General features: G+C 68.7%; 25 protein-coding genes. 6 read left to right on the top strand and 19 right to left on the bottom strand.

The features are described 5' to 3' along the window. Nucleotides 1-7: 7 nt before the first annotated feature. The 14 genes from EJP67_RS11715 to EJP67_RS11650 all read right to left on the bottom strand — a co-directional run bounded on the left by EJP67_RS11715 (nucleotide 8) and on the right by EJP67_RS11650 (nucleotide 14749). Nucleotides 8-736: a tRNA-uridine aminocarboxypropyltransferase gene (locus tag EJP67_RS11715; protein ID WP_126021879.1), complete on the bottom strand. Its 729-nt coding sequence runs from the start codon at nucleotides 734-736 to the stop codon at nucleotides 8-10. A 37-nt stretch (nucleotides 737-773) separates the two neighbouring features. After that, entirely contained in the window at nucleotides 774-1283 is a 510-nt protein-coding gene (locus EJP67_RS11710; RefSeq protein WP_126021878.1) for a hypothetical protein, read from the bottom strand. Nucleotides 1284-1349: 66 nt separating this feature from the next. Then, nucleotides 1350-2561 carry a DUF1501 domain-containing protein gene (locus EJP67_RS11705; RefSeq protein ID WP_126021877.1) on the bottom strand — a complete coding sequence of 404 codons (1212 nt, stop codon included), beginning with the start codon at nucleotides 2559-2561 and terminating at the stop codon, nucleotides 1350-1352. A gap of 162 nt (nucleotides 2562-2723) precedes the next feature. Continuing rightward, complete coding sequence (locus tag EJP67_RS11700) at nucleotides 2724-4289, bottom strand: DUF1800 domain-containing protein (RefSeq protein ID WP_126021876.1); 1566 nt, start codon at nucleotides 4287-4289, stop codon at nucleotides 2724-2726. A 44-nt stretch (nucleotides 4290-4333) separates the two neighbouring features. Further along, nucleotides 4334-4816, bottom strand: a complete 483-nt coding sequence (locus tag EJP67_RS11695; RefSeq protein WP_126021875.1) for a hypothetical protein — start codon at nucleotides 4814-4816, stop codon at nucleotides 4334-4336. A 122-nt stretch (nucleotides 4817-4938) separates the two neighbouring features. Further along, nucleotides 4939-5628, bottom strand: coding sequence for a DsbA family oxidoreductase (locus EJP67_RS11690; protein WP_126021874.1), 690 nt, complete (start codon nucleotides 5626-5628; stop codon nucleotides 4939-4941). 63 nt (nucleotides 5629-5691) lie between these two features. Beyond that, nucleotides 5692-7101, bottom strand: a complete 1410-nt coding sequence (locus tag EJP67_RS11685) for an MFS transporter (protein WP_126021873.1) — start codon at nucleotides 7099-7101, stop codon at nucleotides 5692-5694. Nucleotides 7102-7179: 78 nt separating this feature from the next. After that, a complete protein-coding gene (locus tag EJP67_RS11680; protein WP_126021872.1) occupies nucleotides 7180-9057 on the bottom strand; it encodes a bifunctional sugar phosphate isomerase/epimerase/4-hydroxyphenylpyruvate dioxygenase family protein in 1878 nt (625 codons plus the stop codon). A 134-nt stretch (nucleotides 9058-9191) separates the two neighbouring features. After that, entirely contained in the window at nucleotides 9192-9956 is a 765-nt protein-coding gene (locus EJP67_RS11675) for an alpha/beta fold hydrolase (RefSeq protein WP_126021871.1), read from the bottom strand. Then, a complete protein-coding gene (locus tag EJP67_RS11670; RefSeq protein WP_126021870.1) occupies nucleotides 9953-11188 on the bottom strand; it encodes a Bcr/CflA family efflux MFS transporter in 1236 nt (411 codons plus the stop codon). The genes EJP67_RS11675 and EJP67_RS11670 overlap by 4 nt, the downstream gene beginning before the upstream one ends. Beyond that, nucleotides 11185-11616 (bottom strand): carboxymuconolactone decarboxylase family protein, encoded by a 432-nt coding sequence (locus EJP67_RS11665; protein WP_126021869.1) that lies wholly within the window; start codon nucleotides 11614-11616, stop codon nucleotides 11185-11187. The genes EJP67_RS11670 and EJP67_RS11665 overlap by 4 nt, the downstream gene beginning before the upstream one ends. Continuing rightward, nucleotides 11613-12827, bottom strand: a complete 1215-nt coding sequence (gene pcaB / locus EJP67_RS11660) for a 3-carboxy-cis,cis-muconate cycloisomerase (protein WP_126021868.1) — start codon at nucleotides 12825-12827, stop codon at nucleotides 11613-11615. Before pcaB ends, EJP67_RS11665 begins: the two co-directional genes overlap by 4 nt. Before the next feature lie 22 nt (nucleotides 12828-12849). Continuing rightward, complete coding sequence (locus EJP67_RS11655) at nucleotides 12850-13683, bottom strand: shikimate dehydrogenase family protein (protein ID WP_126021867.1); 834 nt, start codon at nucleotides 13681-13683, stop codon at nucleotides 12850-12852. A gap of 142 nt (nucleotides 13684-13825) precedes the next feature. After that, nucleotides 13826-14749 carry a shikimate dehydrogenase family protein gene (locus EJP67_RS11650; protein WP_126021866.1) on the bottom strand — a complete coding sequence of 308 codons (924 nt, stop codon included), beginning with the start codon at nucleotides 14747-14749 and terminating at the stop codon, nucleotides 13826-13828. A 199-nt stretch (nucleotides 14750-14948) separates the two neighbouring features. On the opposite strand from EJP67_RS11650, the gene EJP67_RS11645 reads away from it, so the two are divergent. The 6 genes from EJP67_RS11645 to EJP67_RS11620 all read left to right on the top strand — a co-directional run bounded on the left by EJP67_RS11645 (nucleotide 14949) and on the right by EJP67_RS11620 (nucleotide 20428). Beyond that, entirely contained in the window at nucleotides 14949-15743 is a 795-nt protein-coding gene (locus EJP67_RS11645; protein ID WP_126021865.1) for an IclR family transcriptional regulator domain-containing protein, read from the top strand. A gap of 80 nt (nucleotides 15744-15823) precedes the next feature. Next, nucleotides 15824-16834 carry a Bug family tripartite tricarboxylate transporter substrate binding protein gene (locus tag EJP67_RS11640; protein ID WP_126021864.1) on the top strand — a complete coding sequence of 337 codons (1011 nt, stop codon included), beginning with the start codon at nucleotides 15824-15826 and terminating at the stop codon, nucleotides 16832-16834. A gap of 25 nt (nucleotides 16835-16859) precedes the next feature. Continuing rightward, on the top strand, nucleotides 16860-17525 hold the full coding sequence (locus tag EJP67_RS11635; protein ID WP_126021863.1) for a response regulator: 666 nt from the start codon (nucleotides 16860-16862) through the stop codon (nucleotides 17523-17525). Continuing rightward, nucleotides 17526-18968 (top strand): sensor histidine kinase, encoded by a 1443-nt coding sequence (locus EJP67_RS11630; RefSeq protein WP_240650607.1) that lies wholly within the window; start codon nucleotides 17526-17528, stop codon nucleotides 18966-18968. Between the two features lie 13 nt (nucleotides 18969-18981). Next, a complete protein-coding gene (locus EJP67_RS11625) occupies nucleotides 18982-20007 on the top strand; it encodes a tripartite tricarboxylate transporter substrate binding protein (protein WP_126021862.1) in 1026 nt (341 codons plus the stop codon). A 22-nt stretch (nucleotides 20008-20029) separates the two neighbouring features. After that, on the top strand, nucleotides 20030-20428 hold the full coding sequence (locus EJP67_RS11620; protein WP_126021861.1) for a DUF6194 family protein: 399 nt from the start codon (nucleotides 20030-20032) through the stop codon (nucleotides 20426-20428). Here EJP67_RS11620 and EJP67_RS11615 read toward each other — a convergent pair. The 5 genes from EJP67_RS11615 to EJP67_RS11595 form a co-directional block, all read right to left on the bottom strand. Continuing rightward, nucleotides 20425-21654 (bottom strand): ROK family transcriptional regulator, encoded by a 1230-nt coding sequence (locus EJP67_RS11615; RefSeq protein ID WP_126021860.1) that lies wholly within the window; start codon nucleotides 21652-21654, stop codon nucleotides 20425-20427. The two genes, EJP67_RS11620 and EJP67_RS11615, sit on opposite strands and share 4 nt — an antisense overlap. Beyond that, on the bottom strand, nucleotides 21647-22447 hold the full coding sequence (locus EJP67_RS11610) for an ATP-binding cassette domain-containing protein (protein ID WP_126021859.1): 801 nt from the start codon (nucleotides 22445-22447) through the stop codon (nucleotides 21647-21649). Before EJP67_RS11610 ends, EJP67_RS11615 begins: the two co-directional genes overlap by 8 nt. Continuing rightward, complete coding sequence (locus tag EJP67_RS11605) at nucleotides 22447-23412, bottom strand: ABC transporter permease (RefSeq protein ID WP_126021858.1); 966 nt, start codon at nucleotides 23410-23412, stop codon at nucleotides 22447-22449. Before EJP67_RS11605 ends, EJP67_RS11610 begins: the two co-directional genes overlap by 1 nt. 40 nt (nucleotides 23413-23452) lie before the next feature. Beyond that, nucleotides 23453-24469: a sugar ABC transporter substrate-binding protein gene (locus EJP67_RS11600; protein ID WP_126021857.1), complete on the bottom strand. Its 1017-nt coding sequence runs from the start codon at nucleotides 24467-24469 to the stop codon at nucleotides 23453-23455. Nucleotides 24470-24764: 295 nt separating this feature from the next. Then, complete coding sequence (locus EJP67_RS11595) at nucleotides 24765-25127, bottom strand: hypothetical protein (RefSeq protein WP_126021856.1); 363 nt, start codon at nucleotides 25125-25127, stop codon at nucleotides 24765-24767. Nucleotides 25128-25192 lie beyond the last annotated feature (65 nt).

Below are 25192 nucleotides of genomic sequence, written 5' to 3'. Positions count from 1 at the left end.
GCGGCCGTCACGAGGCCTGCGCGGCGACCACCTCGCGCAGCCGCTGGTGCTCGGCACCGTCCCACTCAACCGGCTGCTGGTTCTTCGCGCGCAGATAGTGGTGCGAGAACACCGGCAGATAGGCCTCCAGCGTTTGCCCTGCCGCATGCTCGCCCGCCAGGTTCAGGCACATCGCGGCGACCTCGCTGGTGCAGAAGTGGTCTTCGCGGCCCGAATTGCGCAGCTTGTACTGCGTGATCTGCTCCGGGCGAAGGCTCAGCACCGGTAGCCGGTCGAGGTACGGGCTCCTGCGGAACATCTTGCGCGCCTCGGCCCAGGTCGCGTCGAACAGGATGAAGAGCGGGCGCTTCGCAGCGGGCTGCTCGACGCCCAGCACCACACGCTCCGGTTCCGCGTACTGCCCCGGAAACACCACGTAGGGCTGCCATTGCGGGTCGTTCAGCAGCGCCAGCAGTGCAGGGTCGACCTCGGTGCGAGCCCAGCCGAAGGCGAAGGTGTCGGCCACCACGTCGGCGACCAGCCAGCCGGTGTTGGTGGGCTTGAGCGGCTCGATGTCCGCCATGATCAGGCAGACGCCCGCGCGCGTTGCGACCGACGGGCGGATGGCGCACATGCAGTGGCTGGGCACCAGCCGACAGCCCGCACAGCGCTCGCGCTTGAAGCCGCCACGGGCAAGAAAAGGCTTGGCGCTTCGCGCCAGCCGTGCGGCGCGAAGAAGGGAAACGGCGTGAGGCATGCGGGGATTCTCGGTGGTGTTGCAGCCCGCCCTGTGATCAGGCTGAAGTGGCGTCCCGGTCGATGCCGGCGACCAGCTCCTGAAGCCACGCCCGATGGGCGCTGAAGCTGCCCAGTTGCTCCTCGAAGGCTTCCCTCGCCGTCAGGTACCACTCCAGGAAGCGGAATCCGACCACTCCGGCGGCGTCGCGCAGCACTTCATCGGACAGATCGCATTCGTAGAGGAAGTCGAAGCGCGTCGTCCAGAAGCCCTGCTCGGTGCCGGCAACCCTTTCGAAGTCCTGAGGCAATTCGATGCTGAACTCGATGAACTCCAGGCTGCCCTCCGCTGCCCGGAGGCCGCAGACCCTGCTGCCGTGGTCCCACAGCGGAACCAGCGTGGGCCCTTCGGGCACGTCCGCGCCGTTGTAGACGTAGAACGGCGGTCCCAGGCAGGAGTCCCGCAACGCCTCGTGGATGCACTGGCCGGCAGCCAGCAGCATCAGCGGAGCGGATGCTCCGAGCCGCTGCAGCTCGGACATTCGCAGGTGTTCGGCGATCACGGCCATGTTTCTTTCCCGATCCGTCCTGTATCAGCCCGGATCATGGCTCATGCCGCCTTGGAGCCGACGCCGCTAGACGAGCCGCAAGTCCTTCGGCGCCACGCCCTCGAACACCCTCCCCAGCTGCGCCGGCGACAGCCCGTACATCCGCTGGAACAACCCGCCGAACACCGCCCGGTACTCGTTGAGCACCGGATAGTCGCGGTTCTGGAACAGCGTCGCCTGCGTCAGCGCCTGCTGCTCGCCCACCACACGCCCGCCGGCCTGCGCCGAGAGGCCGCCGCCGAGCACCCAGTAGACGGTGCCGTGGCCGTGGTCGGTGCCGCGGTTGCCGTTTTCGCGGAAGGTACGGCCGAACTCGCTGATGACGACCACGACCGTCTGGCGCCAGGCGTCGTCGCCCATCTCCTGCACGAAGCCGGCCACGCCGCGGCCCAGTTCTTCAAAACGGTTGGCGAGGTAGCCGGTGGCGCCGCCCTGCCCCACGTGGGTGTCCCAGCCGCCGACGTCGACGAAGCCGAGGTCGAAGCGGTCGCGCATCAGCAGCGCCATGCGGCGCGCCACCAGCTCGAAGCCCTTGGCGGTCATGGCATTGCGGCTGGCGGCGTCCATCTCGGCCTGCACCGCGCGCATGACTTCGTCGCGCACCTGGAAGCCCTCGGCCACCGGCTGGGCCAGCGTGGTATTGCGGTACATGGACGCGATGACCTGGCTCTGCCGCGCGTCGATGCCCGAGCGCGCATTGCCGGCCAGCGCCATGTTGGCGGCCTTGGCGTTGCCGCGCATCGAGATCGGCAACTGGTCGGTGAAGGCGATGGGCGACACGTCGGTGACGGGCCCCGCGCCGAGCACGCCGGCCAGCCGGTTGAGAAAGCCCGAGCGGTAGTCGCGGCGCTTGTCGAGCGCCTGGCCGAGCTCGATGGAGTCCTGCGTCTCGAAGTGGCTGCGCGTGAGGTCGTCGGTGCCCGCGAAGGCGACGAAGGACGCCTGCTTCTGCTGGAACATCGGCAGCACGCTCTGAGCCAGTGCGGGGTGCAGGCCCCAGCTGCCGTCCAGCGGCAGCGCGCCATTGGGCGAACCGGGCCGTGCGATGGCGATGTTGGGACGCGAGGCGTAGTAGAAGTCGCTGGCCGTGGGCACGAGCAGGTTGCAGCAGTCGTAGGCGCCGCGCAGGAACACGACCAGCAGCTTGGCGCCTTCGGCGGCCGGCGCGGCCATCACCTTGGCGGCGGTGCCTGCGAACGGTGCGGCGGCTGCGAGCTTCAGGATTTCTCTGCGTTGCATGACGGTTGTCCTTTCTTCTTTCTTCCTGCCTTGCTCCTTCCCCCTTTGGGGGAAGGTTGGGATGGGGGCACGGCAATGCTTGTCAAGCCTCAGCGCTTCATTGAGCGCCGCTTGCCCCCACCCCTGCCCTCCCCCAGCGGGGGAGGGAGAAAAACCCGAACCTCAGCGGCGCATCAGCTCGGGCGAGGCCAGCAGGAAGGTGTTCCATTCCTGCGGGTTCTTCGCCTGCGCCAGTGCCTCGCGCGTGTCCGCGCTCATGCTGCCCTGCATCGTGCGCACCGCGCGCGAATCGGACAGCGGGGGAAAGGCGGGCTTCTCCAGCGGTGCCTTGTCGTCCGCGCGGAACAGCACCGTGCCGTTCGCGCCGATGGCGCGCGCGATCTCGAAGCGGGTGTTCATCTGCCCCGCGCTCGCCCATGCGGCCTCGTTGAGCGGATAGCCGTCGGGCGTCTCGTGGCCGTAGAGCTGCTCGCCCATGCGGTTGATCCAGCCGAGCATCGGGTTCACGTTGGTGACCACGCGGTCGTCGTACGCGAGGCGCACGCCGGCCATCACGTAGTGCACCGGGTCGCGGAACTTGCGGCCCAGCGAAGCCGAGAACTCGGGCGACTCGAACAGAGCCTTCAGCGTGATGGCGATGTCGCCGTCGCTGCGCGTGAAGGCTGCAGCCATGCGGTCGACAAGCGCCTGCGGCGGATCGTCGGAGACGAAGTACACGGCGAGCTTGCGCGAGACGAAGCGCGCGGTGGCCGGCGCGCGCGCGAGGCGGTCGAGCGCCTCGTCGGCCTCGGCCAGCCCGCGGCTCTGGATGGGCTGTCCCAGCAGCGTCTTCGGCCCGTAGTCGTGGCGGTTCGGGTTGAACTCGAAGAGGCCCTTGCGCACGTAGTCGGCGCGTAGGTTGGGCCGCACGTTCGGCGGCGGCGCATCGAGCGGCTGGTAGCTCACGCCCACGCCGGTGAGCACGCGTGCCAGCTCCTGCACGTCGGCCTGCGAATAGCCGCCGCCAACGCCCAGCGTGTGCAGCTCCATCAGCTCGCGCGCGTAGTTCTCGTTGATGCGGTTGGCGGCGTTCTGCGCGTTGTCGAGGTAGCGCAGCATCGCCGGATGGTGCAGCGTGGCGCCGAGCAGGTCGCGGAACCTGCCGAGCGCGTGCGGGCGGATGGCGTTCTCCTCATAGTCGCCCACCATCGCGCGGATGTTGTCCTTGCGCAGGTTGACGTTGAAGTGGTTCATCCAGAACCAGGTCATCTGCTCCTGCAGCTGGTTGGGCGAGTAGAGGGCGCGCAGCACGAAGCGCTGCTGGGCCTCGCGCACCAGCGCGTTGAGGTGCTGCTGGTAGGCCTGCCGCGCGGCCTTCTTCTGGTCTTCGTCGGGCAGCGCATCGGCCGCCTTGCGCTGCGCGTCGAGCCCGGTGACGAGCTGGTCGAGCGGCGTGCGCGAGATTTCCATCGCGTCGATCTGCGCCTGCGCGGCCGCAGGCAGCGGCGCGGGGCGCGGGTTGAGCTGGTCGCGCATCCACAGCGGGAGGCCGCGCTTCGCGAGCTGCGCGTCGCTGCTCGCATTGGCGCCCCAGCTCACGCGGTCGAGCCAGCGCAGCCGCGTGGCCTCGTCCACTTGCTGCGAAGGCAGCGACACCGAAACCAGCGGCCGATGGTCTCCGGGCGGGGTTGCGCAGCCCGCGAGCAGCGCCAGCGCGCAGGCGCCAAGCGCCATCGATGCGCGCCGCATCGGGAAAGAGAAGATCGGCGAAACAGCGGCGGCCGGCACCGCCCTCACTCCCTGCGCAGATCGTGGCGGCGCACGTCGCCGATGGCGTGCTGCGCGGTGGAAAGCGCGAGGTCGACATGCTCGAGGCCGCGCTGCTGATACGGCCGCGAGCGCGGGTCGTCCTCCTCGCGCGCCACATCGGAATGCACCTTGCGCAACAGGTCGACCGCCGCGTGCAGGCGGCCCTCGCGCGGCAGCCATGCATCGGTGGGCTCGCGCCATTCGACGGGCTTGCCGTCGAGCCATGCGGCGTGCTGCAGGTCGCCGATGGCGGCGTGGATCTCGTCGATCACCACCTGCTCGTCGCGCGAGACCTGCCCGTCCTCGGGGCGGCGGTGCTCCACCTTCCAGGCCGCGGTGCGCAGGTCGGACAAGGCGTGGAGATAGAACGGATGCTTGCCGTACTCGGCCGCCAGTGCCGGCAGCGAGGCCGCGGCCAAAAGAGCGAATAAGGGGGCGAGCGCGGCGATTAGGCTTTTCTTCTTCATCTTCGGGGCTCCTGTGTGTGACAGTGGTTGGAGACGCCTCCTCAACCGCCGGAGCCCGCTTCGGGTTGACGGTCTTTACCATCGTAACGCCGGGCAAAGATGGCGCCTAAGCGCCAGCTAAGTCAGGCTGTGGCAAGGCCCGAAGGTGCAGCACCGGCGATCTGGCGCAGGGCCCGCTCGAACACTTCGACGGGCTGGCCGCCCGAAATGAGATGCCGGTCGTTGATGATGATCGCGGGCACCGAGTGGATGCCGGCGTCGGTGTACATGCGCTCGCGTTCGCGGGTTTCCTGCGCGAACTCGTCGCTGTCCAGTATCTGACGGGCACGGGCCGCGTCGAGCCCCGCTTCGGTGGCGGCGCGCACCAGCACCTCGTGGTCGGAAGGGTTCTGGCTGTCGGTGAAGTAGGCCTTCAGCAGCAGCTTCTTGAGCGCCGCCTGCTTGGCCGGGCTTTCCAGCTCGGCCCAGTGCAGCAGCCGATGGGCATCGAAGGTGTTGTAGACGCGCGGACGGCCTTCGGGGCTGAACTCGAAACCAACAGCCGCGCCGCGCTGGCGGATCATCTCGCGCGACTGCGCCTGCTGCTCGCGCGTGGAGCCGTACTTCTGGTTGAGGTGCTCGAAGGTGTCCTGGCCTTCAGGCGGCATCTGCGGGTTCAGCTCGAAGGGCTGGAAATGCAGTTCCGCGGTGATCTCCGGCGCCACCTTCCCGAGCGCCGCCTCGAGCGAACTCAGGCCGATGGCGCACCAGGGACAGGACACGTCGGAGACGAAGTCGATCTTGAGGCGGGAGGGGGAGGATGTGGAGGTCATGGCGCCATTCTTCCCGGCGCCACAACCCTTGGCAGGCGAAAGGTCTTCGCCTGCGAGCACCCCTCAGGCCGCGGCCTTTGCCAGGCGCGCGTCCTGCAGCGTCTGCTCGCGCATGCGGTCGTATTCCTGCTTGTCGACCGGCACGGCGTTCGGGTCGCCCAGGTCGCGCATGTGGATGCGGTAGGTTTCGCGGGCGCTGAAGGCGGCCAGGGCGGCGAGCACCGTCACCGCGAAGGTGATGGCACCCACGGTGAACCACACGTTGGTCGAGCCCGGAGGCGCGACGGCGGCGAACAGCGCCGGCAGCAGCGCGGTGAAGGTGGTGCCGATGTTCTGCGAGATGGCCATGGCCGAGACGCGGTTGCGGGTGCGGAACAGCTCCGGATAGAAGCTCGGGAAGGTCGCGTTGTAGCCCTGGTAGATCACGCCCCACATCAGCAGCGACATGCAGATGGCCAGCGGCACGTTGCGGATGCTGATGGCGTACAGGTACACGAACGACAGCAGGCCCGAGACCAGCGCGCCGACGATGATCGGCGGGCGGCGGCCGATGCGGTCCGACAGGTTGCCCACGAACGGGATGACGATCACGGCCAGGATGTTGCCGAGCACCGGGATCCACAGGTACACGTCCTTCTGGAAGCCGATGCCGTAGGCGGCCTGCACGGCGTAGGCCGCGCCGAACACGGTGGCCACCACCGGAATGACGTTCATCAGCGCCATGCACACCACGCGCAGCATGTCGGCCCAGCTGTCGGTGAAGGCCTGGATGATCGGCGCCTTGGCCGTTTCACCCTTCTTGTCGACCTCGGCGAAGGCCGGGGTCTCGTCCACCTCGCGGCGGATGATGTAGCCCGCCACGATCACCAGGAAGCTCAGCAGGAACGGAATGCGCCAGCCCCAGGAGTTGAACGCGTCCTCCGGCATGTAGTGCGCCAGCGGCAGGAACACGGCGGCCGCCAGGATCTGGCCGGCCTGCACGCCCTGCAGCGTGAAGCTCGCGAAGAAGCCGCGTCGCCCGAACGGAGCATGTTCAAGAATCATCGAGCTAGCGCCCGAGATCTCGCCCGCCACCGCGAAGCCCTGCACCAAGCGCAGCAGCACCAGCAGCACCGGTGCCAGCAGGCCGACCTGGTCGTAGGTCGGCAGCAGGCCGACGGCCACGGTCGAGAAGCCCATCAGGAACATGCAAAGCACCAGCACCTGCTTGCGCCCGTGCGTGTCGCCCCAGTGGCCGAGCACGAAGGCGCCGATGGGGCGTGCCACGTAGCCTACGCCGTAGGTCGCGAGCGAGGCGACGATGGCCGTCGTCGGGTCGCCCTTGGGAAAGAAGATCTGCGGAAAGATCAGCGCCGCCGCGGTGGCGTAGATGAAGAAGTCGTAGTACTCCAGCGCCGAGCCGATCCAGCCGCTTGCCGCGGCCTTTCTCGACTGGTGCCTGCCTTGCGGCTCACGGGCTGTGTTGCTTGCCATGTGTTGTCTCCAGTGGTGACGTGAAAAAAGAAATCAGCTCTGTCGGTCAATCGATCTGTCGATGCGCCGGCGGGCCTGTCAGTCCTGTGCCTGCGAAGCCATGCGCGCCGGCGCATTGAGCGCGCCGTAGGCGTCGTAGTCGCCCACGCGCTGCGCGACCTCGAAGAACAGTCCGCCCTCGAAGCTCTCGGTATAGATGTGCAGGTAGTCGCCGGCCGGCGAGCGGTCGAAGAGCACGCCCGCGTCGCGCATGCGCGAAAGCAGCGCGGGCTCGACGTCGATGCGGGTGGCCAGGTCGTCGTAGTAGTTGTCGGAAATCGGAACGAAGCGCGTGCCGTTGGCGCGCAGCTTCGCGGCGGTCTCGAAAATGTCGGAGCAGCTCAGCGCGATGTGGTGCACCGCGCCACCGCCGGTCACGCTCAGCGTGCGTGCGGTGCGGGTGCGCTGGCTCAGCGACACGTTGAGCACCAGCCGCAGGCTGCGCTCGGCATTGGCGACGCCGCGGCTGCGGATCAGGCCGAACGGGTCGGCCAGCTCCAGGCTCTCGCCGGGCTCCAGGCCGAGCACGGCGCGCGTGAACAGCACCCAGGTGTCGAGCTGGTCGAGCGCCAGGCCCAGCGCCACGTGGTCGATGCGCTGCAGGCCCGCGTCGTTGGCGCCGGCGCCCTGGTCTTCGAGAATGAAGTCGGCCTCGTACAGGCCGTTGGCGCCCAGCGCCTCGGGCACGAAATGGATCAGGTTGCCGCCCGGCGCCACGATGGCCGGCACACGCAGTTCGTTGGGCCCGACCGGACTGTCGTGCCGCTGCGAGCGCATGGCGGTGGCGCGGCCCACCGCAGCCAGCGGATCGCCGCAGCGCACGCCCAGCGCGCACACCGAAGTGCCGTGCGCCTCGAAGCGCTCTCGAGCGAAGGAATCGGGCTGCGCATTGACGATCAGGTTGATCTCGCCCTGGCGGTACAGCGTCACCGCCTTGGAGCGGTGCCTGCCGATACGGCGGAAGCCCAGTTGCTTCACCAGCGTCGCCAGCGTCGCGGCCGAAGCCTCGTCGGCCGCGAACTCGATGAACGAAAGGCCCGAGAGCGCGGGCACCGGCGGCGGGTCGAACAGCGTCACCTGCTGCGCCACTGCCGGCTTGGCGAGGCGCTGGCGCGCTTCGCTCTCCAGGTACAGCAGCGAGCGCATCGCGTCCACCGCGGTGCGGCGGTTCGGCGTCTCGCGAAAGATGTCGTTGAAGATCTCCAGCGACAGCGGCCCGGTGTAGCCGGCGCGCAGCACCTGCTCGAAGAAGCCGACCACGTCGAAGTCGCCCTGCCCCGGGAACGAGCGGTGATGGCGCGCCCACTGCAGCACGTCCATCGACAGCAGCGGCGCGTCGGCCATCTGCAGGAAGAAGATCTTGTCGCCCGGAATGGCCGCGATGCCGGCCGGGTCGTCCTTCAGCGAGAGCGTGTGGAAGCTGTCGAGGATCAGCCCCAGGTGCGGGTGGTTCGCCTGCTTCACGATCTCCCAGGCCTGGCCGTAAAGCCAGGTGTGGCGGCCCCAGGCCAGCGCCTCGAAGCCCACGCGCAGGTTGCGACGCGCGGCGCGCTCGGCCAGTTCGTGCAGTTGGGCGGCCGCCAGCGAAGGGTCGTTGACGGACAGCGGCGAGGTGTTGGAGCAGCACAGCATCGTCGGTGCGCCCATGGCCTGCATCAGATCGAACTTGCGCTCGGCGCGCTCCAGGCTGCGGCGGAACTGCGCCTCGGGCATGCCTTCGAAGTCGCGCAACGGCTGGTACAGGTCGATGCTCAGGCCCAGGTCGCCGGCGATGCGGCCCAGTTCGGCGGCCGTGCCCTTGAAGTTGATGAAGTCGGCCTCGAACAGCTCGATGCCGTCGAAGCCGGCGGCGGCGACGGCTTCGAGCTTCTGGCGGAGCGTGCCGCTGAGCGAGACGGTGGCGATGGAGCGATGCATGGGGGTGGACTTTAGGAACACCCGGGCAACGTCACAATCTATTCAGAGCCGGTTTGATCGATCATCGATCACACTCAACCGTTATTCGCACGAAATACGGGATACACCTAGGCCGCCGCCCCGGCTCCGGCCGCTCAAAGGCTGCGCCAGAAATCGATCAGCAGCCGCGCAAATTCCTCCGGCCGCTCTACGGCGCTCAGGTGCGCGGCGTCGATGGTCTCCAGACGGGCATGCGGAATGGCCGTGGCCATGGCCTGCGACATCGCCATCGGCGTGGCCTCGTCCTGCAGCCCGCCGATCACCAGCGTGGGCACGGCGACGCGGTGGTTGCTCTCGCGAAAGTCGATGGCGGCGACGGCGTTGCAGCTCTCGATGTAGCCCTGCGCGTCGGTGCGCACCAGCACGTCGTGCAGCTTCTTCGCGGCTTCCGCGCCTTCCGGCGTGGCGGCCCACGCCGGCGTGATCCAGCGCGACACCGCACCGGGGGCGATGGCGGCCACGCCCCTGGCGGCCACCGTCTCGACGCGCGTGCGCCAGGGCGTCTGGTCGGGGTAGTGGGCAGCCGAATTGGCGATCACGATCGTCTTCAGCAGCTCGGGGTGGCGCACCGCCAGCGCCTGAGCCGTCATGCCGCCCATCGACAGGCCGACGAAGTGCACCGGCTCGCCGCCCGCCTCCCGGCGGATGAGCTCGGCCGCGTCCTGCGCCAGCGTCTCGATGCGCAATTCGCCGGGCAGCACCTCCGAGGCGCCGTGGTTGCGGTGGTCGTAGCGCAGCACCGTGTGGCCGCGCGCCAGGTGCGCGGCCACGCCGTCCCACATGCTCAGGTCGCAGCCGAGCGCATGGCTGAGCACGACGATGGGGCCATCGCCCTCGCGAACGACATTCAAACGGGTCATGGTGTGGTTTCCTTTTTCGGGTGTTGCAGACGCGGCAGCCAGAAGAACGCGATCGCCACCAGCACGCTGCCGGCCAGCAGCATGGGCACGACCATCGGCCAGGCGCCGTTGGAATAATCGGCATCGACGAAGCGCGCGGCCAGCTGCCCCGCGCAGAACGCGACCATCATCATGCCGAAGCCGGACCACGACACGGCGCGGCCCGCCAGGTGCGGCAGGTCGCCCACCGCGCCCGCCTGCCCGCAGGGCTGGTGGATGCCGTGGCCCAGGCAGTAGACGGCGTGTCCGAACAGCAGCGGCACCGCGCTCAGCGGCATGAGCCAGCAGCCCAGCGCCTGGATGGTGGCGCCGGCCAGGCTCAGCGACGCGCCGAGCTTCACCGTGCGCACAGGCCCGTAGCGCCGCAGCAGGCTGCGGCACATGGTGGTGCTGAAGATGTAGACCAGCGAACCCCCGGCCGGGATCCAGCCGTACCAGGCTGGCGACCAGCCCAGGTAGCCGATGTAGACCATCGGCGAGAGCAGCAGGAAGCAGAACAAGCCCCCGTAGGTGGTGGCCGCCACCGAGGCCCAGGCACGGAACGAGCGGCTCGCGAACACGGCGCGCGTGCTGCCGCGCGGCGCGGACGACTCGCCCTCGCCCAGGGGCCGGCGCGTTTCGCCGAACGAACGCCAGCACAGAGCGAACAGCACCGCGGCGTAGAGCGCCATCGCCGCCATCACCCAGCGCCAGCCCGCGCCCTGCACCAGCCACGCGCCGAGCAGCGGCGCCATCAGCCCGACGATGCCCAGGCCGGTGAGGCCGCGCGCCATCACGTGCGGGCCTTCGTGCGCCGGGTACAGGTCGCGTACGGCGGCGCGCGAACACACGAGGATCGCCGCCATCGAGAAGCCCTGCAGCGTGCGCCAGCCCGCGAGCAGCGCCACGCTGCCCGCGAAGGCGCCGCCGAGCGCCGCGAGCGCGTAGCAGCCCAGCCCCGCCAGCAGCACCGGCCGCCGCCCGAAGCGGTCGGCCAGCGGCCCGCACAGCAGCTGCGCAAAGCCGAAGGCCAGCACGAACAGCGTGAGGCTGGTGCTGGCCGAGCCGAGCTCCTTCGCGATGGCGGGGAGCGCGGGAAGATAGCTGTCGGTGGCTACGGGCTGCGCTGCGAGAAGCAGCGGCAGCAGCAGCGCAAAGGTGACGTCGAAGCGGCCCTTCGTTCGTCCCCTACCTGGAGCAGGCGGCGCGGTCACTGCGCCAGCGGCGGCAGCAGGCCCTTCTCGCGCAGGATGCCCGTCGCAATGCCGAAGGCGTGATTGGCCACGGGCACGCCGCAGTAGATGGCGGCCATCATGATCACTTCCTTGATCTCGTCCGGCGTGAGGCGCGACTCGGGCGGGCCGTCGAGCGCGGCGCGCACGTGCATCGCGAATTCTTCGTACGCGTGGATACCCAGCATCATCGACAGCACCATGAAGCGGCGCGTCTTGTCGCCCAGCGCGGGACGGCCCCAGATGTCGTTCCAGGCATGGCGCGTGATGAGCTCCTGGAACTCGGCGTTGAAGCCGTTGCGGTTGGCCAGCGACTTGTCGACCCAGGCATCGCCGAGCACGCGGCGGCGGTTGACGAGGCCGGCTTCATAGGCGCCGGGCTCCACGGGCGGGTTTTCGGGGGTGGTCATTGAGAGAGTTCCTTGTGTGCGTCGAGCCGGGCCTGCAGCGCCTTCACTTCGGCGAGCGCGGTCTGTCCGGCTTCGTGGGCGAGCGCGGGGGCGAACCATTCGTCCGCCGCGTCGCGCGGGAGTTCGGCGCGCAGCCGGTCGATGTTGGCGCGCATGCGCGCGGCGTCGACCTGCAGGCCGGGCAAGGCGCCGGCCATCGCGCGCACGCTGCCGTGCGCCGACATCAGCAGCTGCGGCCATTCGCCCAGCTCCGCCTGCCAGGCGCCGAGGGCGCGTTCGTGCTGCTGCGGCATGGCGCCGAGCAACGCGGCCACGCGCTGCGGCGCGCGGTGCGCGGCGGCGATGGCGACCATCGACGCCACCGGATTGCGCTTGTGCGGCATGGCCGACGAGCCGCCGCGCCCCGGCTCGCTGGGCTCGGTGACTTCGCCCACCTCGTACTGCCCGAGCAGCGAGATGTCAACCGCGATCTTGCCCAGGCTGCCGGTCATCAGGCCGAGCTCGCAGCCGAGCGCGACCCATTCGTCGCGCTGCGTGTGCCAGGTCGCACCGGGGTCGCCCAGGCCGAGTTCCCTGGCCATGCGCTTGCGCACGGCAGCGCCCTGCCCCTTCATCTGCGCCAGCGTGCCGATGGCACCGCCGAGCTGCAGCTGCAGCGCGTGCTTCGCGGCATCGCGCAGGCGGATGCGGCTGCGCACCAGCGGCGCGGCCCAGCCGGCGCACTTGAAGCCGAAGCTGGTGACCGAGGCCGGCTGCATCAGCGTGCGCGCGAGCATCGGCGTCTCGGCATGCGTCACGGCCAGGCGCAGCAGCGCGTCGGCGGCCTTGGCGAGGTCGGCCTCGACGAGCGCCACCGCCTCGCGCGTGACCAGCGCCATCGCGCTGTCGATCACGTCCTGGCTGGTGCTGCCGAAATGCACGAATTGCGCGGCCTCGGCGTTGAACAGGCCCACGGCCTCGCGCAGCGCCTTCACCAGCGGAATCGCGACGCTGCCGGCACGGCCGCTCTCGCGCACGATCTTGGCGACGTCGAACAGCTCGACCTTGCAACTGCTGACGATGGAGTTGGCGGCGCTTTCGGGGATCAGCCCCTCGGCCGCCTGCGCGCGCGCCAGCGCGGCCTCGAAGCGCAGCATGGCGTCGACGAAGGCACGGTCGCTGAAGGCGCCGAGCGTTTCGGATGTGGAGAGGAAGCCTTCGAAAATGCTCATCGGGCGAGCCTTCCTTTCTTTTTCAGTATTTCAGTTGCGCCACGGCGCGCAGCTCCTCGGGCGAGGCGGTGCCGAAGCCGAAGAATTCCAGGTACGCCGGAATCATCTCGAACAGCATGTCGGTGCCCACCTGCACCGCACAGCCCTTGGCCTTGGCGGCCTGCAGCAGCGGCGTGTACTCGGTCTTCATGACCACCTCGCCGACGAAGGTCGAAGGGTCGATGCGGTCGACATCGAAGGGCAGCGGATCGCCCTCCTTCATGCCCAGCGGCGTGGCGTTGACCACCACGTCGTAGCCGGCCGGGTCCTTCGAGCCGGTGGTCACCTTCATCTGCGGATAGTGCTCGCGCAGCCGGGCGGCCAGCGCGTTGGCCGAAGCCTCGCTCATGTCGAACAGCATCAACTCGGCGGCGCCCGCGGCGGCAATCGACGCCGCGATGGCCGAGCCCACGCCGCCCGCGCCCGACACCAGCACCCGCGTGCCCTTGAAGAGCCGCCCCTTGCGCTCCACGCCGCGCACGAAGCCGGCGCCGTCGAACTGGTCGCCCAGCAGCGTGCCGTCGGGGCGCTTGAGGATGGCGTTGCAGGCGCCGGCCACGCGCGCGGTGGGCGTCACCTCGTCGACCAGCGACATCGTCGTCACCTTGTGCGGCATGGTCACCAGCGCGCCGCGGATGTTGCTGAACTTGAAGATCTGCGGCAGCGACACCGCGTAGTCCTCAGGCTTCACGCCCATGGGAACGACCACGGCGTCGATGCCGTGCTTGTCGAACCAGGGGTTGTAGATCATCGGAGCCTTGAAGGCCTCCGTGGGAAAGCCGATGTGGGCGATGAGGGTGGATTTGCCGGAAATCATTGGTGGATCAATCTGTGCAGTCAAAGGTCGAAGGTTTCTTCCAGGAATGCCGCGGAACCGGCTTTGCCGGGCCGCAGGCATTGCCCCCTGCAAGGGGGTTGGCGAAGCGACACGAAGTGCGCGAAGCCTGGGGGTGAGCCATTTACACCACGCTCGGGGAGCGATAGCACAAGGGCTGCGCGATCTCGGCGTGCATCGCGGGCGGATAGATGATTTCGCGCAGGAAATCGGCGTCGGCCGTCATCGCATCCGCCGCATCCATGTGGCCGAAGTAGCGGAAGTAGTGCGGCATCTGCTGGATCAGCATCTCGAAGCCGGCCTGCGCATTGAGCCCGCGCGCACGGGCCGCGCGCACCAGCGGCGTGGGCTGGTTGCGCAGCAGGATGTCGAAGAGCGCGGCGTGGCTGTCCATGCGCGCCACATCGACCGGCGCCGCGTCGTCGTCGCTCAGCCCCAGCTGCGTGGCGTTGATGACGAGGTCGAAGCCCTCGGGCGCGTTGCTGTCGGCGGCGACCACGTTCGCGTCGAAGAAGGCGTCGAGCTTGGCCGCCACACCGGCCGCCTTGCCGGCTGCCTTGTCGTACATGGCGATGTGCGCCGCGCCGTTGACCGTGCCGCCCTCGGCCAGCGCCACGCCGATGGCCGCGGCGCTCACGCCCGCGCCCAAAATCAGCACCCGCTTGCCGCGGAAGGGAATGTTGTAGTGGTCGAGCGCGCCTATCAGGCCCTCGCCGTCGAAGAGATCGCCCTCGAGCTGGTCGCCCTCGGTGCGGCGCACCACGTTGACCGAGCCCGCCACGCGGCCGAAGAGGCCGCAGCCTTCGAGCAGATCGACCACCAGCGGCTTGTGGGGCGGCGCGATCACCATGCCGCGCACGTTGCGCGCGAGAAAGGCCGACTTGAAGAACACCGCGAAGTCGCGCACCGGCACCTGCATGGGCAGCAGCACGGCGTCGATGCCGTAGCGCTCGAAGGCCGCATTGAACATGCGCGGCAGCCGCACGTTGCGAACCGGGTCACCGGGGATCAGGTAGGCCTGGGTGCTGCCGCTGATGGAATGGCTCATGTGCGTGCTTCCGTTCGTCAATCGCTCTTTTGGAGGGCGGATGGCGAGCTTTATAGTCCCTCCAGCCAATCCCTGCAGCCTTTGGGGCATCAAAACGTGCGACTATCGATCTTTAGAATTCAATGATCGATCAATTCAAGGGTTTTCACCTGCACCAATTGCAAACTCGAACCCTTCCGCACACATCACACTTCCGCCCATGAGCAAGGACAGCAATCACGACCCGGCACCGCCTCCCGGCCTGGACAAGCGCGACTGGATCGCCGGCCTGGAGCGCGGCGTGAGCATCATCGAGGCCTTCGACGACGCCAACCCGCGCCTCACCGCCAGCCAGGCCGGCCAGCGCACCAACATGACCCGCACCGCCGCGCGGCGCTACCTGCTGACCCTGCAGCACATGGGCTACGTGGCCAGCGACGGCAAGCTGTTCTGGCTCACGCCGCGCGTGCTGCGCCTGGGCCAGTCGTACCTGGAGTCGGCCCGCCTGCCGCGCGTGGTGCAGCCCTTCCTGCAGCGTGTGGCCGCCGGCACCAACGAGATCGCCTACCTCAGCGTGATGGACGGCGACGAGGTGGTCTACATCGCCCGCAACGGACCCAACCGCAGCATGAGCACCGGCTACGTGCTCGGCGCACGCGTGCCGGCGCAGGTCACCGCCTCCGGCATGCTGATGCTGGCGCTGCGCAGCGACGCCGAGCTCGACGAGTGGCTCACCACGCGCAAGCTCACCGTCTTCACCTCGCACACCATCGCGAGCATGGAGCGCATGAAGCTCGAACTTGCGCGCATCCGCGCCCAGGGCTGGGCGCTGTCCGAACAGCAGCTCGACCTGAACTCGCGCGGCATCGCGGTGCCGCTGCGTGACCGGCACGGCACGCTGGTCGGCGCGCTGAACATCACGATGCCGATGGGGCACGAGAGCTCGGAGGATGCGGTGGCGCGGGTGCTGCCGGTGCTTCGGGAGACGGCGCAGGCGATGCGGAACCTGATCTGACCCGACTGACAGCATTCCGACAGCATCCCCCGGGCACGATGTGCGCTTTCAATCCAAAAAGCGCTGGAGACACAAGCACCATGTCCGCACCCCTCCTCCCCCAAGACACCCGCCTGAGCCGCCGCGGCCTGCTCCAGGCCGGCGGCGCGGCAGCCCTCGGCGGCCTGCTGCCCTCGATGGCCTTCGCCGAAGACGCGTGGCCCAGCAAGTCGATCCGCTTCGTCGTGCCCTTCGCGCCGGGCGGCAGCTCGGAGATCGTCGCGCGCTCGACCGCCGCCGAACTCTCGCGCACCATCGGGCAGAGCGTGTTCGTCGACAACAAGCCGGGCGCGGCCGGCAACATCGCGATGGGCGAGGTGGCGCGCGCCACCGACCAGCACACGATCATCCTCGGCCACATCGGCACGCTGGCGGTCAACCCGTACATCTTCGCCAAGCTGCCCTACGACGCGAACAAGGACTTCAAGCCCGTGAGCCTGCTGGCCAAGGTGCCCAGCCTCTACGTGGTGCATCCCGACGTGCCGGCGAAGAACTTGAAGGAGTTCATCGCCTACGCCAAGTCGAAGCCGGGCAAGCTCAGCTACGGCTCGGCGGGCAACGGCAGCGCGGGCCACCTGGCCTTCGAGTACCTGAAGATGACGGCCGACGTGTTCATGCTGCACGTGCCCTACCGGGGCACCGGCCCGATGGTGACCGACCTGCTGTCGGGCCGGCTCGACGCCTCGGCCATCGGCGCGGCAGCGGTGCTGCAGTTCATCAAGGCGGGCAAGGTGCGCTGCATCGCGACCGGCTCGGCCAAGCGCCTGCCGCAGTTGCCCGACGTGCCGACCGTGGCCGAACAGGGCTTCCCGGGCTTCGAGATGACGCAGTGGTACGGCATGCTCGCGCCGGCCAGCATCACGCCGGCGCAGCTCGCCAAGCTTTCGGCCGAGACGATGAAGGCGGTGAAGTCGCCCGACTCGATGCAGCGGCTGACCAACGACGCGGCGGAAGCCATCGGCGGCACGCCGGAGCAGTTCGCGCAGTTCATCGCGTCGGAGCAGGCACGCTGGCAGAAGGTCATCGCAAGGGCAAACATCAAGCCAGATTGAGCCCCGTCGGCTCTAGCATCGGGCCATGCGCATTCTCCTGGCCGAAGACGAACACACCCTGGGCACCTGGCTGTGCAAGGCGCTGGAGCACGCGGGCATCCAGGTCGAATGGGTGGACGACGGGCGGCTGGCCGACCGGGCGCTGCAGCAGCGCGACCATGACGCGCTGGTGCTCGACCTGGGCCTGCCAGGGCTCGACGGGCACACGGTGCTGCAGCGGCTGCGCGAGCGCGACCAGCGGCTGCCGGCGCTGATCCTCACGGCGCGCGATTCGGTGAACGAGCGGGTGGCCTCGCTCAACGCGGGCGCCGACGACTTCCTCGCCAAGCCCTTTGCGCTGGCCGAGCTCGAGGCGCGGCTGCATGCGCTGGTGCGCCGCGCGCGCGGCGTGGAGCATCCGCGCCAGGCCTGCGGCCCGCTGGTGTACGACGGCGCGCGGCGGCACTTCACGCTCAACGGCGAGGCGCTGGCGCTCTCGCCGCGCGAACTGGCGGTGCTGCGGGTGCTGGTGCAGCGCAGCGGCGAGCCGCTGTCGAAGCAGCAGATCCTGGAGCGCGTGTTCTCCGACGACGAAGAAGTGCACCCCGAGGCGGTGGAGGTCTTCGTCTACCGGCTGCGCAAGCGCCTGGACGGCAGCGGCGTGCGCATCGTCACGCTGCGTGGGCTTGGGTACGTGCTGGAAGCAGACTGAGTGAGCGTGACGCAGGGCATCCTCAACCGCCTGCGCCGCGCGAGCCTGTGGCAGCGGCTCGCGCTGCTGCTCTTTCCCGCCCTGCTCGTGGTGACCGCGCTGGAGCTGTGGATGACGCGGCACGACGCGCTGGCCGCCGCCAACGCCGCCTACGACCGCTCGCTGCTGGGCGCGCTCAAGTCCATCGACGCCAACATCTCGACCGCGTCGGGCGGGCTCTCCGTCGAGCTGCCTTACACGATGTTCGAGTTCTTCGAGCTTACGGCGAGCGGACAGGTGTTCTTCCGCGTCTCGACCTCCGACGGGCTGGTCGAACTGGGCAGCGCCGACCTGCCCGCCCCGCCCGCCGAGTTGAAGATGGGCGTGCCGGCCTTCTACGACGCCACCTACTTCGGCGAGGCCGTGCGGCTCGCGGCCTACCGCCGCGACCTCGACCGTGCGCCGGCCGGCAGCACAGGGCGCAGCGTGCTGATCCAGGTCGGCGAGAGCACGCGCTCGCGCCAGGAATTCAGCGCGCGCTTCGTGCGCAGCGCGGCGCTGCGCGACGGGCTGGTGCTGGCGATGCTGCTGTGCGGCACCGCCATCGCGCTCGCGGCGGCGCTGCGCCCGCTTTCGCGACTGGCGCGCGAGGTGGGTGCGCGCACCAGCGACGACCTCACGCGCATCGCCGAGACCGACCTGCCCGCCGAGGTGCGGCCGCTGGTGGCTGCCGTCAACCAGCAGATGTCGCGTACGCAGGAGCTGGTTTCGCAGCAGCGCCAGTTCCTCGACGACGCTTCGCACCAGCTGCGCACGCACCTGACCACGCTGCACATGCAGGCCGACTACGCACGTCGTGAAGAAGACCCGGCGCAGGTGCAGGTGGCGCTCGATGCGCTCGGCACCGAGATCGGCCGCGCCACGCGCAGCGCGCAACAACTGCTGGCGCTGGGCCGCAGCGACACGGTGCCGGTGGAGCCCGCCGAATTCGATCTGGCGGGGCTGCTGCGCGAAGTGGCCGTCGACCTGCTGCCGCTGGCGCGCGCAAAACGCATAGATCTGGGCATCGACCTGGGCGTCCATTCACCCGCGCCTGAATTCCCCGCCGTGGCCGATCGCGGGCTGATGCGCGAGGCACTGGGCAACCTGGTGAGCAACGCCATCGCCTACACGCCAGCCGAAGGCACGATCACGCTTTTTGCTGCCGGCGACGCCGCGGGCTGGAGCCTCAACGTGGAAGACAACGGCCCGGGCATCGACGAGGAGGAACGCGCCGCGCTGGGCCAGCGCTTCCGGCGTGGCGCACGCGCCGGCAAGGGCGGCTTCGGGCTCGGGCTGGCCATAGCGCGCTCCATTGCGCAGCGGCACCGGGGCGAACTGCGGCTCGAGGCACGCGAAACCGGCCCGGGGCTGCATGCGATCATCTGGTGGCCGCGCGCTTCATCGGCCCCGGCCTCCGACTGACGGGCCCGCCGCCATGCCTTTCTCCGCTACCTCCAACCGACGCCATGCATTGCGCGCGCTGTGTGCGCTGCTCGCGCCGCCATTCGGCATGCGCGCGATGGCCGCGGGCGATCCTTCCGAAGAAGCTGCCGACTGCGTGATCCCCGCCAAGGCGGGCGGCGGCTTCGCGCTGACCTGCGCCCTGGCTCGCGACGCGCTGCAGGCCGTGCGCCCCACGCGCCCACCGCTCGCGCAGCGCTACCTGCCGGGCGGCATCGGCGCCGTGGCCTTCGACCGCATCGCCACCGGCAAGCTCGGCGGGCCGGGCACGCTGGTGGCGTTCTCGAGCGGCTCGCTGCTCAACCTCGCCCAAGGCCGCTTCGGACCGCATTCGCCCTCGGCCGTGCGCTGGATCGCCACGCTGGGCACCGACTACGGTGTGATCGCCGTTCACCGCGATTCGCCTTTCAGGCGCCTGCAGGACCTTGTCGCCGCACTGCGGCAGGACCCGTCGCGCATCGCCTTCGGCGCGGGCGGCACGGTAGGCAGCCAGGACTGGGTGAAGGCCGCGCTGCTGGTGCGCGCCGCGGGACGAGACCACAAGGCGATGCGCTTCGTCTCCTTCGAGGGCGGCGGCGACGCACTGAGCGCATTGCAGGGGCGGCATGTCGACGCGTTTCCGGGCGATGCGGCCGAAGCACTCCAGGCCATCGCGGGCGGAGCGGCCGTGCGGCTGCTCGCGGTGCTGTCGGAGAACCGGCTGGGCGGCGCCCTCACCGGCGTGCCGACCGCGCGCGAGCAAGGCGTGGACCTGGTCTGGCCCACGGTGCGCGGCCTCTACCTGAGCGCGGACGTGCCCGATGCCGCCGTGCGCGCCTGGTCCAACGCGTTCCGCGAGGCGAGCGCTGCGCCCGGCTATGCATCGCTGCGCGAACAGCACGGGCTCTACCCTTTCGCCCTCACCGGCTCCGCGCTCGACGACTATGTGCAGGCGCAGATCAAGGCCTACCGGCAGCTGGCAGACGAACTGGGGCTGCGGCGCTGGCCGACTTCCCGATGAGAATCCGGGCAAGATCGCGCCCATGACCGAAGACGCGATCACCCAACACATCATCGACATGCTGGCCGGCGGCCATTTCCAGATCGCCGACGACAACACCTTCTTCTTCCACGACGGCGACGACAAGTTCCCTTTCGCGACCATCGTGACGAAGGACAACGAGTTCGACAACGCCTCGAAGCTGGACCGCGCCGGCGTGTTCCGGCTGAACCTCGGCGTGGGCAAGGAAACGTTCCGCGCGCTCTTCGGCGAGCAACCAACGGCGCCCGACTACACCGCGCTCGACACGCTGATGCCGCATCCGCTGTACGCGAAGATGTACTGGGTCAGCGTGATCAACCCGAGCGCGAAGACCTTCGAGACGGTCAAGCCGCTGATCGCCGAGGCACTGAGCCTCGCGCGATCACGTCGAACAGCCTAGGCCGCCTTCAGGAACACGTCGTGGTCCGGCGCGAAGTTCGCGTGCAGCGGCAGCATCGCGCCGCCGAGCGCGCAGGCCTGCGCACCGGCCTTGCCGCCATGCAGCTGGGGCTGCCAGAGGCCTTCCCAGTTGCAGTGGTCGAGCGCGTCGCGGGTCTGGTCGAGCAGCGCCTGAAGCAGCGGGCGTGACATGGAGCCGTCCACCACCACGTCGGACAGGTCGAGCATGGCGGTGCCGCACACGATGGCATGCGCCAGCGCCTGCGATGCGCTGGCCAGCCAGGCTGTCGTGGTCTGCGCGAAAGGCGGCTGCAGCGCGCGGTCGTCGTAGGCGGCCATGGGATCGAGGCCTTCGGCCGACAGGCGCTGTTCGAGCTCCCACAGCGACGCCTGCGCAACCAGCTGCGGCGGCAGCGCGCCGCGAGTGCCCGGCGGCTGCATCGGCAGCGATGCCAGCGCGCCCGCATTGCCATGCGCGCCGGTGTGCAGGTGCGAGTTGATGACCAGCCCGCCGCCCACGAAAGTGTCGACGAAGATGTAGAGAAAGCTCTTCAGGTCGTGCCCCCGCCCTCCCACCAGTTCGGCCACGCAGGCGGCCACGGTGTCGCGCGCGAAGCTCACCGGCAGGTCGATGCGCGAACGCACCTCGGCGGCCAGGTCCATCTGGTTCCACAGGTCGGACTGCGCCTTCGACAGCCCCAGCGTGCGGTGCCAGCCGCCGAGCAGAAACGGCGCGGCCAGCCCCACGCCCACGTTGCGCGCGGCCAGCGGCCCCAGGCCGTCGCGCAGGCGGTGGATGTGCTGCGCGATGGCGGGCAGCAGCGCGTCGGCATCGGGAAAGTCGTAGCCGACGGCGTGGCGCTCGCGCACCTGCGCGGCGAAGTCGATCAGCAGCCACTCGGCACCGCGCCGGCCGACCTTGATGCCGATGGCGAAGGCGCCGTCGGGGTTGAGCGCCAGCGGCACCGAAGGCTGGCCGATGCGTCCGCGCACGCGGCTTTGCTTGACGATGAGCCCGTCTTCCTCCAGCCGCGCCGTGATGAGCCCGATGGTCTGCGCGCTCAGCCCGGTCAGCCGGGCCAGGTCGGCCTTGGGCAGGCTGCCGTGAACGCGCAGCGCCTGCAGCACCGTGCGCTCGTTGAACTGGCGCATGCCGACCTGGTTGGAGCCGCGGGGCCGCAGCAGGTCGGGCGTGCGCGCAGCAGCCGGTGCGTGCGCATCAGGCATGCGCCTCCGCGGGCAGCTGGTCGGGCGGCATGGCGCCGGTCATGACGGCGACGGTGTCGCTCATGCTGATCTTCTTCGGGTCGAGCACGGCCGCGCGGCGGCCGAGGCGGGCCACGTGGATGCGGTCGGCCACCTCGAACACGTGCGGCATGTTGTGGCTGATGAGCACCACGGGCAGGCCGCGGTCGCGCACGCGGCGGATCAGCTCCAGCACCATGTTGCCCTCCTTCACGCCGAGCGCGGCGGTGGGCTCGTCCATGATGACCACGTGCCGCGCGAAGGCCGCGCTGCGCGCCACCGCCACGCACTGGCGCTGGCCGCCGGAGAGCGTCTCGACCGCCTGCGTCATCGACTGGATGCCGACCTTCAGGTCGGCCATGCGCGCGGTGCTTTCCCGCAGCATCTTGTTCTTGTCGAGCATGCGCAGCACGTTGCCCATGAAGCCGGGCCGGCGCAGCTCGCGGCCGAGGAACAGGTTCTCGTAGATGGTCATGGCGGGCGCCACGGCCAGGTCCTGGTAGACCGTCTCGATGCCCGCGCGCCGCGCCTCCAGGGGATTGCGGAAATTCACCGGCTTGCCGTCGAGCAGGATCTGCCCCTCGTCGGGCACGATCGCGCCCGACAGCGCCTTGATGAGCGATGACTTGCCCGCGCCGTTGTCGCCGATCACCGCGAGGATCTCTCCTTCGCGCAGCTCGAAGTCGACACCGGCCAGCGCCGTGACCTGGCCGTAGCGCTTCACCAGGCCCTTGGCCTGCATCACGATCTTGCGGGGGTTTGCTGCGGCGGTCATCAGCGGGCCCCTTTCCGCGAGAGTTGATCGGCCGCGACGGCCAGGATCACCAGGATGCCAGTCACCAGCACCTGGTAGATCGAAGACACGCCCATCAGCGTGAGCCCGTTGCGGAATACGCCCACGATCAGCACGCCGATCAGCGAACCCAGCACGATGCCGCGGCCGCCGAAGAGGCTGGTGCCGCCGAGCACCACGGCCGTGATGGCATCGAGGTTCTCGGTCTGGCCCGCGTTGGGGTCGCCCACGCCGGTGCGCGCCACCGACAGCAGCGAGGCGATACCGTAGAGCACGCCCGCCATCACGTACACGCCCAGCAGCACGCGCTGGGTCGGGATGCCCACGAGGCGCGTGGCCTCGGCGTTGTTGCCCACGGCGTAGACGTGGCGCCCCGCCGCCGTCTCGCGCAGCACGAACCACGCGAGGAAATAGAGCACCACCATCAGCACCGAACCCCAAGCCACCTCGGCGCCGCCGATGGTGAAGGTGGTGCCCAGGCCAGTGAGGCCGCCGGGCAGGTCGGTGATGGTCTGCGACGACGAGTACAGCTGCGTGATCGCGAAGGCGATGTTCAGCGTGCCGAGCGTCACGATGAAGGGCGGCAGCTTGATGCGCGTGACCAGCAGGCCGTTGAGCAGGCCGAACAGCGTCGTCACCCCGATGCCGCAGAGAATGGCCACCGGCGCCGGCAGACCGAGCTCGGTGGCGAACTTGCTCATGATGATGCCGCCCAACGCCATCACCATGCCGCACGACAGGTCGATGCCCGCCGTGAGGATCACCAGCGTCTGGCCGATGGCGATCACGCCGACCACCATCACCTGCTGCAGGATCAGCGAGAGATTGCCGCCCGTGAGAAAGCGGTCGGACTGGGTCGCGAAGAAGATGCATGCGCCCAGCAGGGCCAGCCACGGCCCCAGGGCGCCCCACGGGATGTGGTGCGTGGCTGATGCGGATTTCGCCATCGAGATGTGCCTCCCTGAGATTCGTCGTCAGATCGGCTGCTTACTTCTTGCCCCAGCACAGCTCGGCACCGGTCTTGGTGTCCTTGCTGTCGACGCCCGCCACGCTCTTGCCAGCGATCAGCGTCACGCCGGTGTCGACGTAGCCCGAAGCCTTCTTGCCCGTCTTGGCGTACTCGACGCCCGCGGCAACGCCCATGGCAGCCATCTTCAGCGGGTACTGCTGCGAGGTCGCGGCGATGATGCCGGCGGCCGTGTCCTTGATGCCCTGGCAGCCGCCGTCGACCGACACGATCATCACGCCCTTCTCCTTGCCGGCGCGCTTGAGTGCGTTGTACGCACCGGCGGCGGCGGGCTCGTTGATGGTGTAGACCAGGTTCACGTCGGGCGCCTTCTGCAGGCAGTTCTCCATCACCGTCTGCGCCTTGGCCTGGTCGCCGTAGCTGTCGGCCATGCAGACGATCTCGGGCGCCTTAGACAGCTCGTTCGACTTCGCGTCGTTGGCCTGCAGGCCGAAGCCCTTCATGAAGCCGTTGTGGCGCTGCGCGCCCACGGGGTGGCCCGGCAGCAGGTCGAGCGCGACGATCTTCGCCGGCTTGCCCGCCATCGCGGCCTTGGCGTATTCGCCGATCAGCACGCCGGCGGTGTAGTTGTTGGTGGCGAAGAGCGCGTCGGTCGCATCCGGCGGATCGGCCGGGCTGTCGAGCGCGATCACCATCACGCCCTTGTCGCGCGCCTTCTTGATCGCGGGAACGATGGCCTTGGCGTCGCTCGGCGTGATGAGGATGGTCTTGGCGCCAGCGGCGATCATGTTCTCCATGGCGGTGATCTGCCCGGCGTTGTCGCCGTCGGCCTTGCCTGCGCCGGAGAGCAGCTTGGCGCCCTGCTTCTTGGCCTCTTCCTGTGCGCCTTCCTTCATCTTCACGAAGAAGGGGTTGGTTTCGGTCTTGGTGACGAGGCCGATGACGGGCTGGTCGGCGGCGAAGGCTGCGGTCGACGCGGAGGCTGCGGCGAGGGAGAGTGCTGCCAGGACGAGGATGGAGCGGGGGCTGGTGTGCATGGGTTGTCTCCTTGGGCGGGCGGTTGGTTTGCGCCTGCGGTTTTGGATCCGGATCGCGTGATGGGAAGCGGGCGTCCGGGCGCAAGGGGACTATCGGGCAGCGGAGGGACTAAATCAAGGTGATTTAGTTATCGGAAACCCGAACACAGCAGATGTAGAGGCGCCGAAGCCTGTGGCTATGGCGGCGAACAAATCAATGGGGAGTTTTGCCTAGGGGACGTCTGTCGTGCGCGCAATGCTGAAGGGTAGATCCACGTAGCGTTCGGGTTGCCCTCTCAAGCCGGAGGCGAAGGAGTCACTCCCGCGAGGAGAGCTTTCCGAAGAAAACCTGCGTATCGTATTTTCGACCTTCTCTCGAAAAACTCCAGAATTCGGAAGGAAAGAAGTAGCCCCTTTCCAGGAATTCAGTCAACTGATGGAGCGCATACCCCAAAGCATCCAAGCCTATCTCCAAGAACAACGAATTTTTCTTCATTTCGAGACGATCGAGCACGCCAAGCCTCAATTCAATTATCGCTTCCTCCAGATCATTTCGAAACAAATGAAGAGAGCCGACATGCTCGACACTCCTTATTCCATCTATCAATGCAGAGATTTTCGAGAGAAGCAAACCAGCACCCTCTTCATCGAAATCAATCGTTAATTCGTCCTTGCTCAACAGCCCAAAATGAAAAACTATCAAGCTACAACCTCTCTGCCAGCATCGCCACCGAAGCGTCAATT

Source organism: Variovorax guangxiensis (assembly GCF_003952165.1).
In the GTDB taxonomy this organism is placed as follows: domain Bacteria; phylum Pseudomonadota; class Gammaproteobacteria; order Burkholderiales; family Burkholderiaceae_C; genus Variovorax; species Variovorax guangxiensis.
This window is presented reverse-complemented; position numbering and strand designations above follow the sequence as displayed.

Bases quoted from the DNA above. Each gene is read 5' to 3' on its own strand.
- EJP67_RS11695 (WP_126021875.1), bottom strand. From the start codon at position 4,816: ATGAAGAAGAAAAGCCTAATCGCCGCGCTCGCCCCCTTATTCGCTCTT.
- EJP67_RS11715 (WP_126021879.1), bottom strand. From the start codon at position 736: ATGCCTCACGCCGTTTCCCTTCTTCGCGCCGCACGGCTGGCGCGAAGC.
- EJP67_RS11675 (WP_126021871.1), bottom strand. From the start codon at position 9,956: ATGACCCGTTTGAATGTCGTTCGCGAGGGCGATGGCCCCATCGTCGTG.
- EJP67_RS11620 (WP_126021861.1), top strand. From the start codon at position 20,030: ATGACCGAAGACGCGATCACCCAACACATCATCGACATGCTGGCCGGC.
- EJP67_RS11610 (WP_126021859.1), bottom strand. From the start codon at position 22,447: ATGACCGCCGCAGCAAACCCCCGCAAGATCGTGATGCAGGCCAAGGGC.
- EJP67_RS11600 (WP_126021857.1), bottom strand. From the start codon at position 24,469: ATGCACACCAGCCCCCGCTCCATCCTCGTCCTGGCAGCACTCTCCCTC.
- EJP67_RS11640 (WP_126021864.1), top strand. From the start codon at position 15,824: ATGTCCGCACCCCTCCTCCCCCAAGACACCCGCCTGAGCCGCCGCGGC.
- EJP67_RS11650 (WP_126021866.1), bottom strand. From the start codon at position 14,749: ATGAGCCATTCCATCAGCGGCAGCACCCAGGCCTACCTGATCCCCGGT.
- EJP67_RS11700 (WP_126021876.1), bottom strand. From the start codon at position 4,289: ATGCGGCGCGCATCGATGGCGCTTGGCGCCTGCGCGCTGGCGCTGCTC.
- EJP67_RS11685 (WP_126021873.1), bottom strand. From the start codon at position 7,101: ATGGCAAGCAACACAGCCCGTGAGCCGCAAGGCAGGCACCAGTCGAGA.
- EJP67_RS11690 (WP_126021874.1), bottom strand. From the start codon at position 5,628: ATGACCTCCACATCCTCCCCCTCCCGCCTCAAGATCGACTTCGTCTCC.
- EJP67_RS11625 (WP_126021862.1), top strand. From the start codon at position 18,982: ATGCCTTTCTCCGCTACCTCCAACCGACGCCATGCATTGCGCGCGCTG.
- EJP67_RS11605 (WP_126021858.1), bottom strand. From the start codon at position 23,412: ATGGCGAAATCCGCATCAGCCACGCACCACATCCCGTGGGGCGCCCTG.
- EJP67_RS11680 (WP_126021872.1), bottom strand. From the start codon at position 9,057: ATGCATCGCTCCATCGCCACCGTCTCGCTCAGCGGCACGCTCCGCCAG.
- EJP67_RS11635 (WP_126021863.1), top strand. From the start codon at position 16,860: ATGCGCATTCTCCTGGCCGAAGACGAACACACCCTGGGCACCTGGCTG.
- pcaB (WP_126021868.1), bottom strand. From the start codon at position 12,827: ATGAGCATTTTCGAAGGCTTCCTCTCCACATCCGAAACGCTCGGCGCC.
- EJP67_RS11705 (WP_126021877.1), bottom strand. From the start codon at position 2,561: ATGCAACGCAGAGAAATCCTGAAGCTCGCAGCCGCCGCACCGTTCGCA.
- EJP67_RS11615 (WP_126021860.1), bottom strand. From the start codon at position 21,654: ATGCCTGATGCGCACGCACCGGCTGCTGCGCGCACGCCCGACCTGCTG.
- EJP67_RS11645 (WP_126021865.1), top strand. From the start codon at position 14,949: ATGAGCAAGGACAGCAATCACGACCCGGCACCGCCTCCCGGCCTGGAC.
- EJP67_RS11710 (WP_126021878.1), bottom strand. From the start codon at position 1,283: ATGGCCGTGATCGCCGAACACCTGCGAATGTCCGAGCTGCAGCGGCTC.
- EJP67_RS11655 (WP_126021867.1), bottom strand. From the start codon at position 13,683: ATGATTTCCGGCAAATCCACCCTCATCGCCCACATCGGCTTTCCCACG.
- EJP67_RS11665 (WP_126021869.1), bottom strand. From the start codon at position 11,616: ATGACCACCCCCGAAAACCCGCCCGTGGAGCCCGGCGCCTATGAAGCC.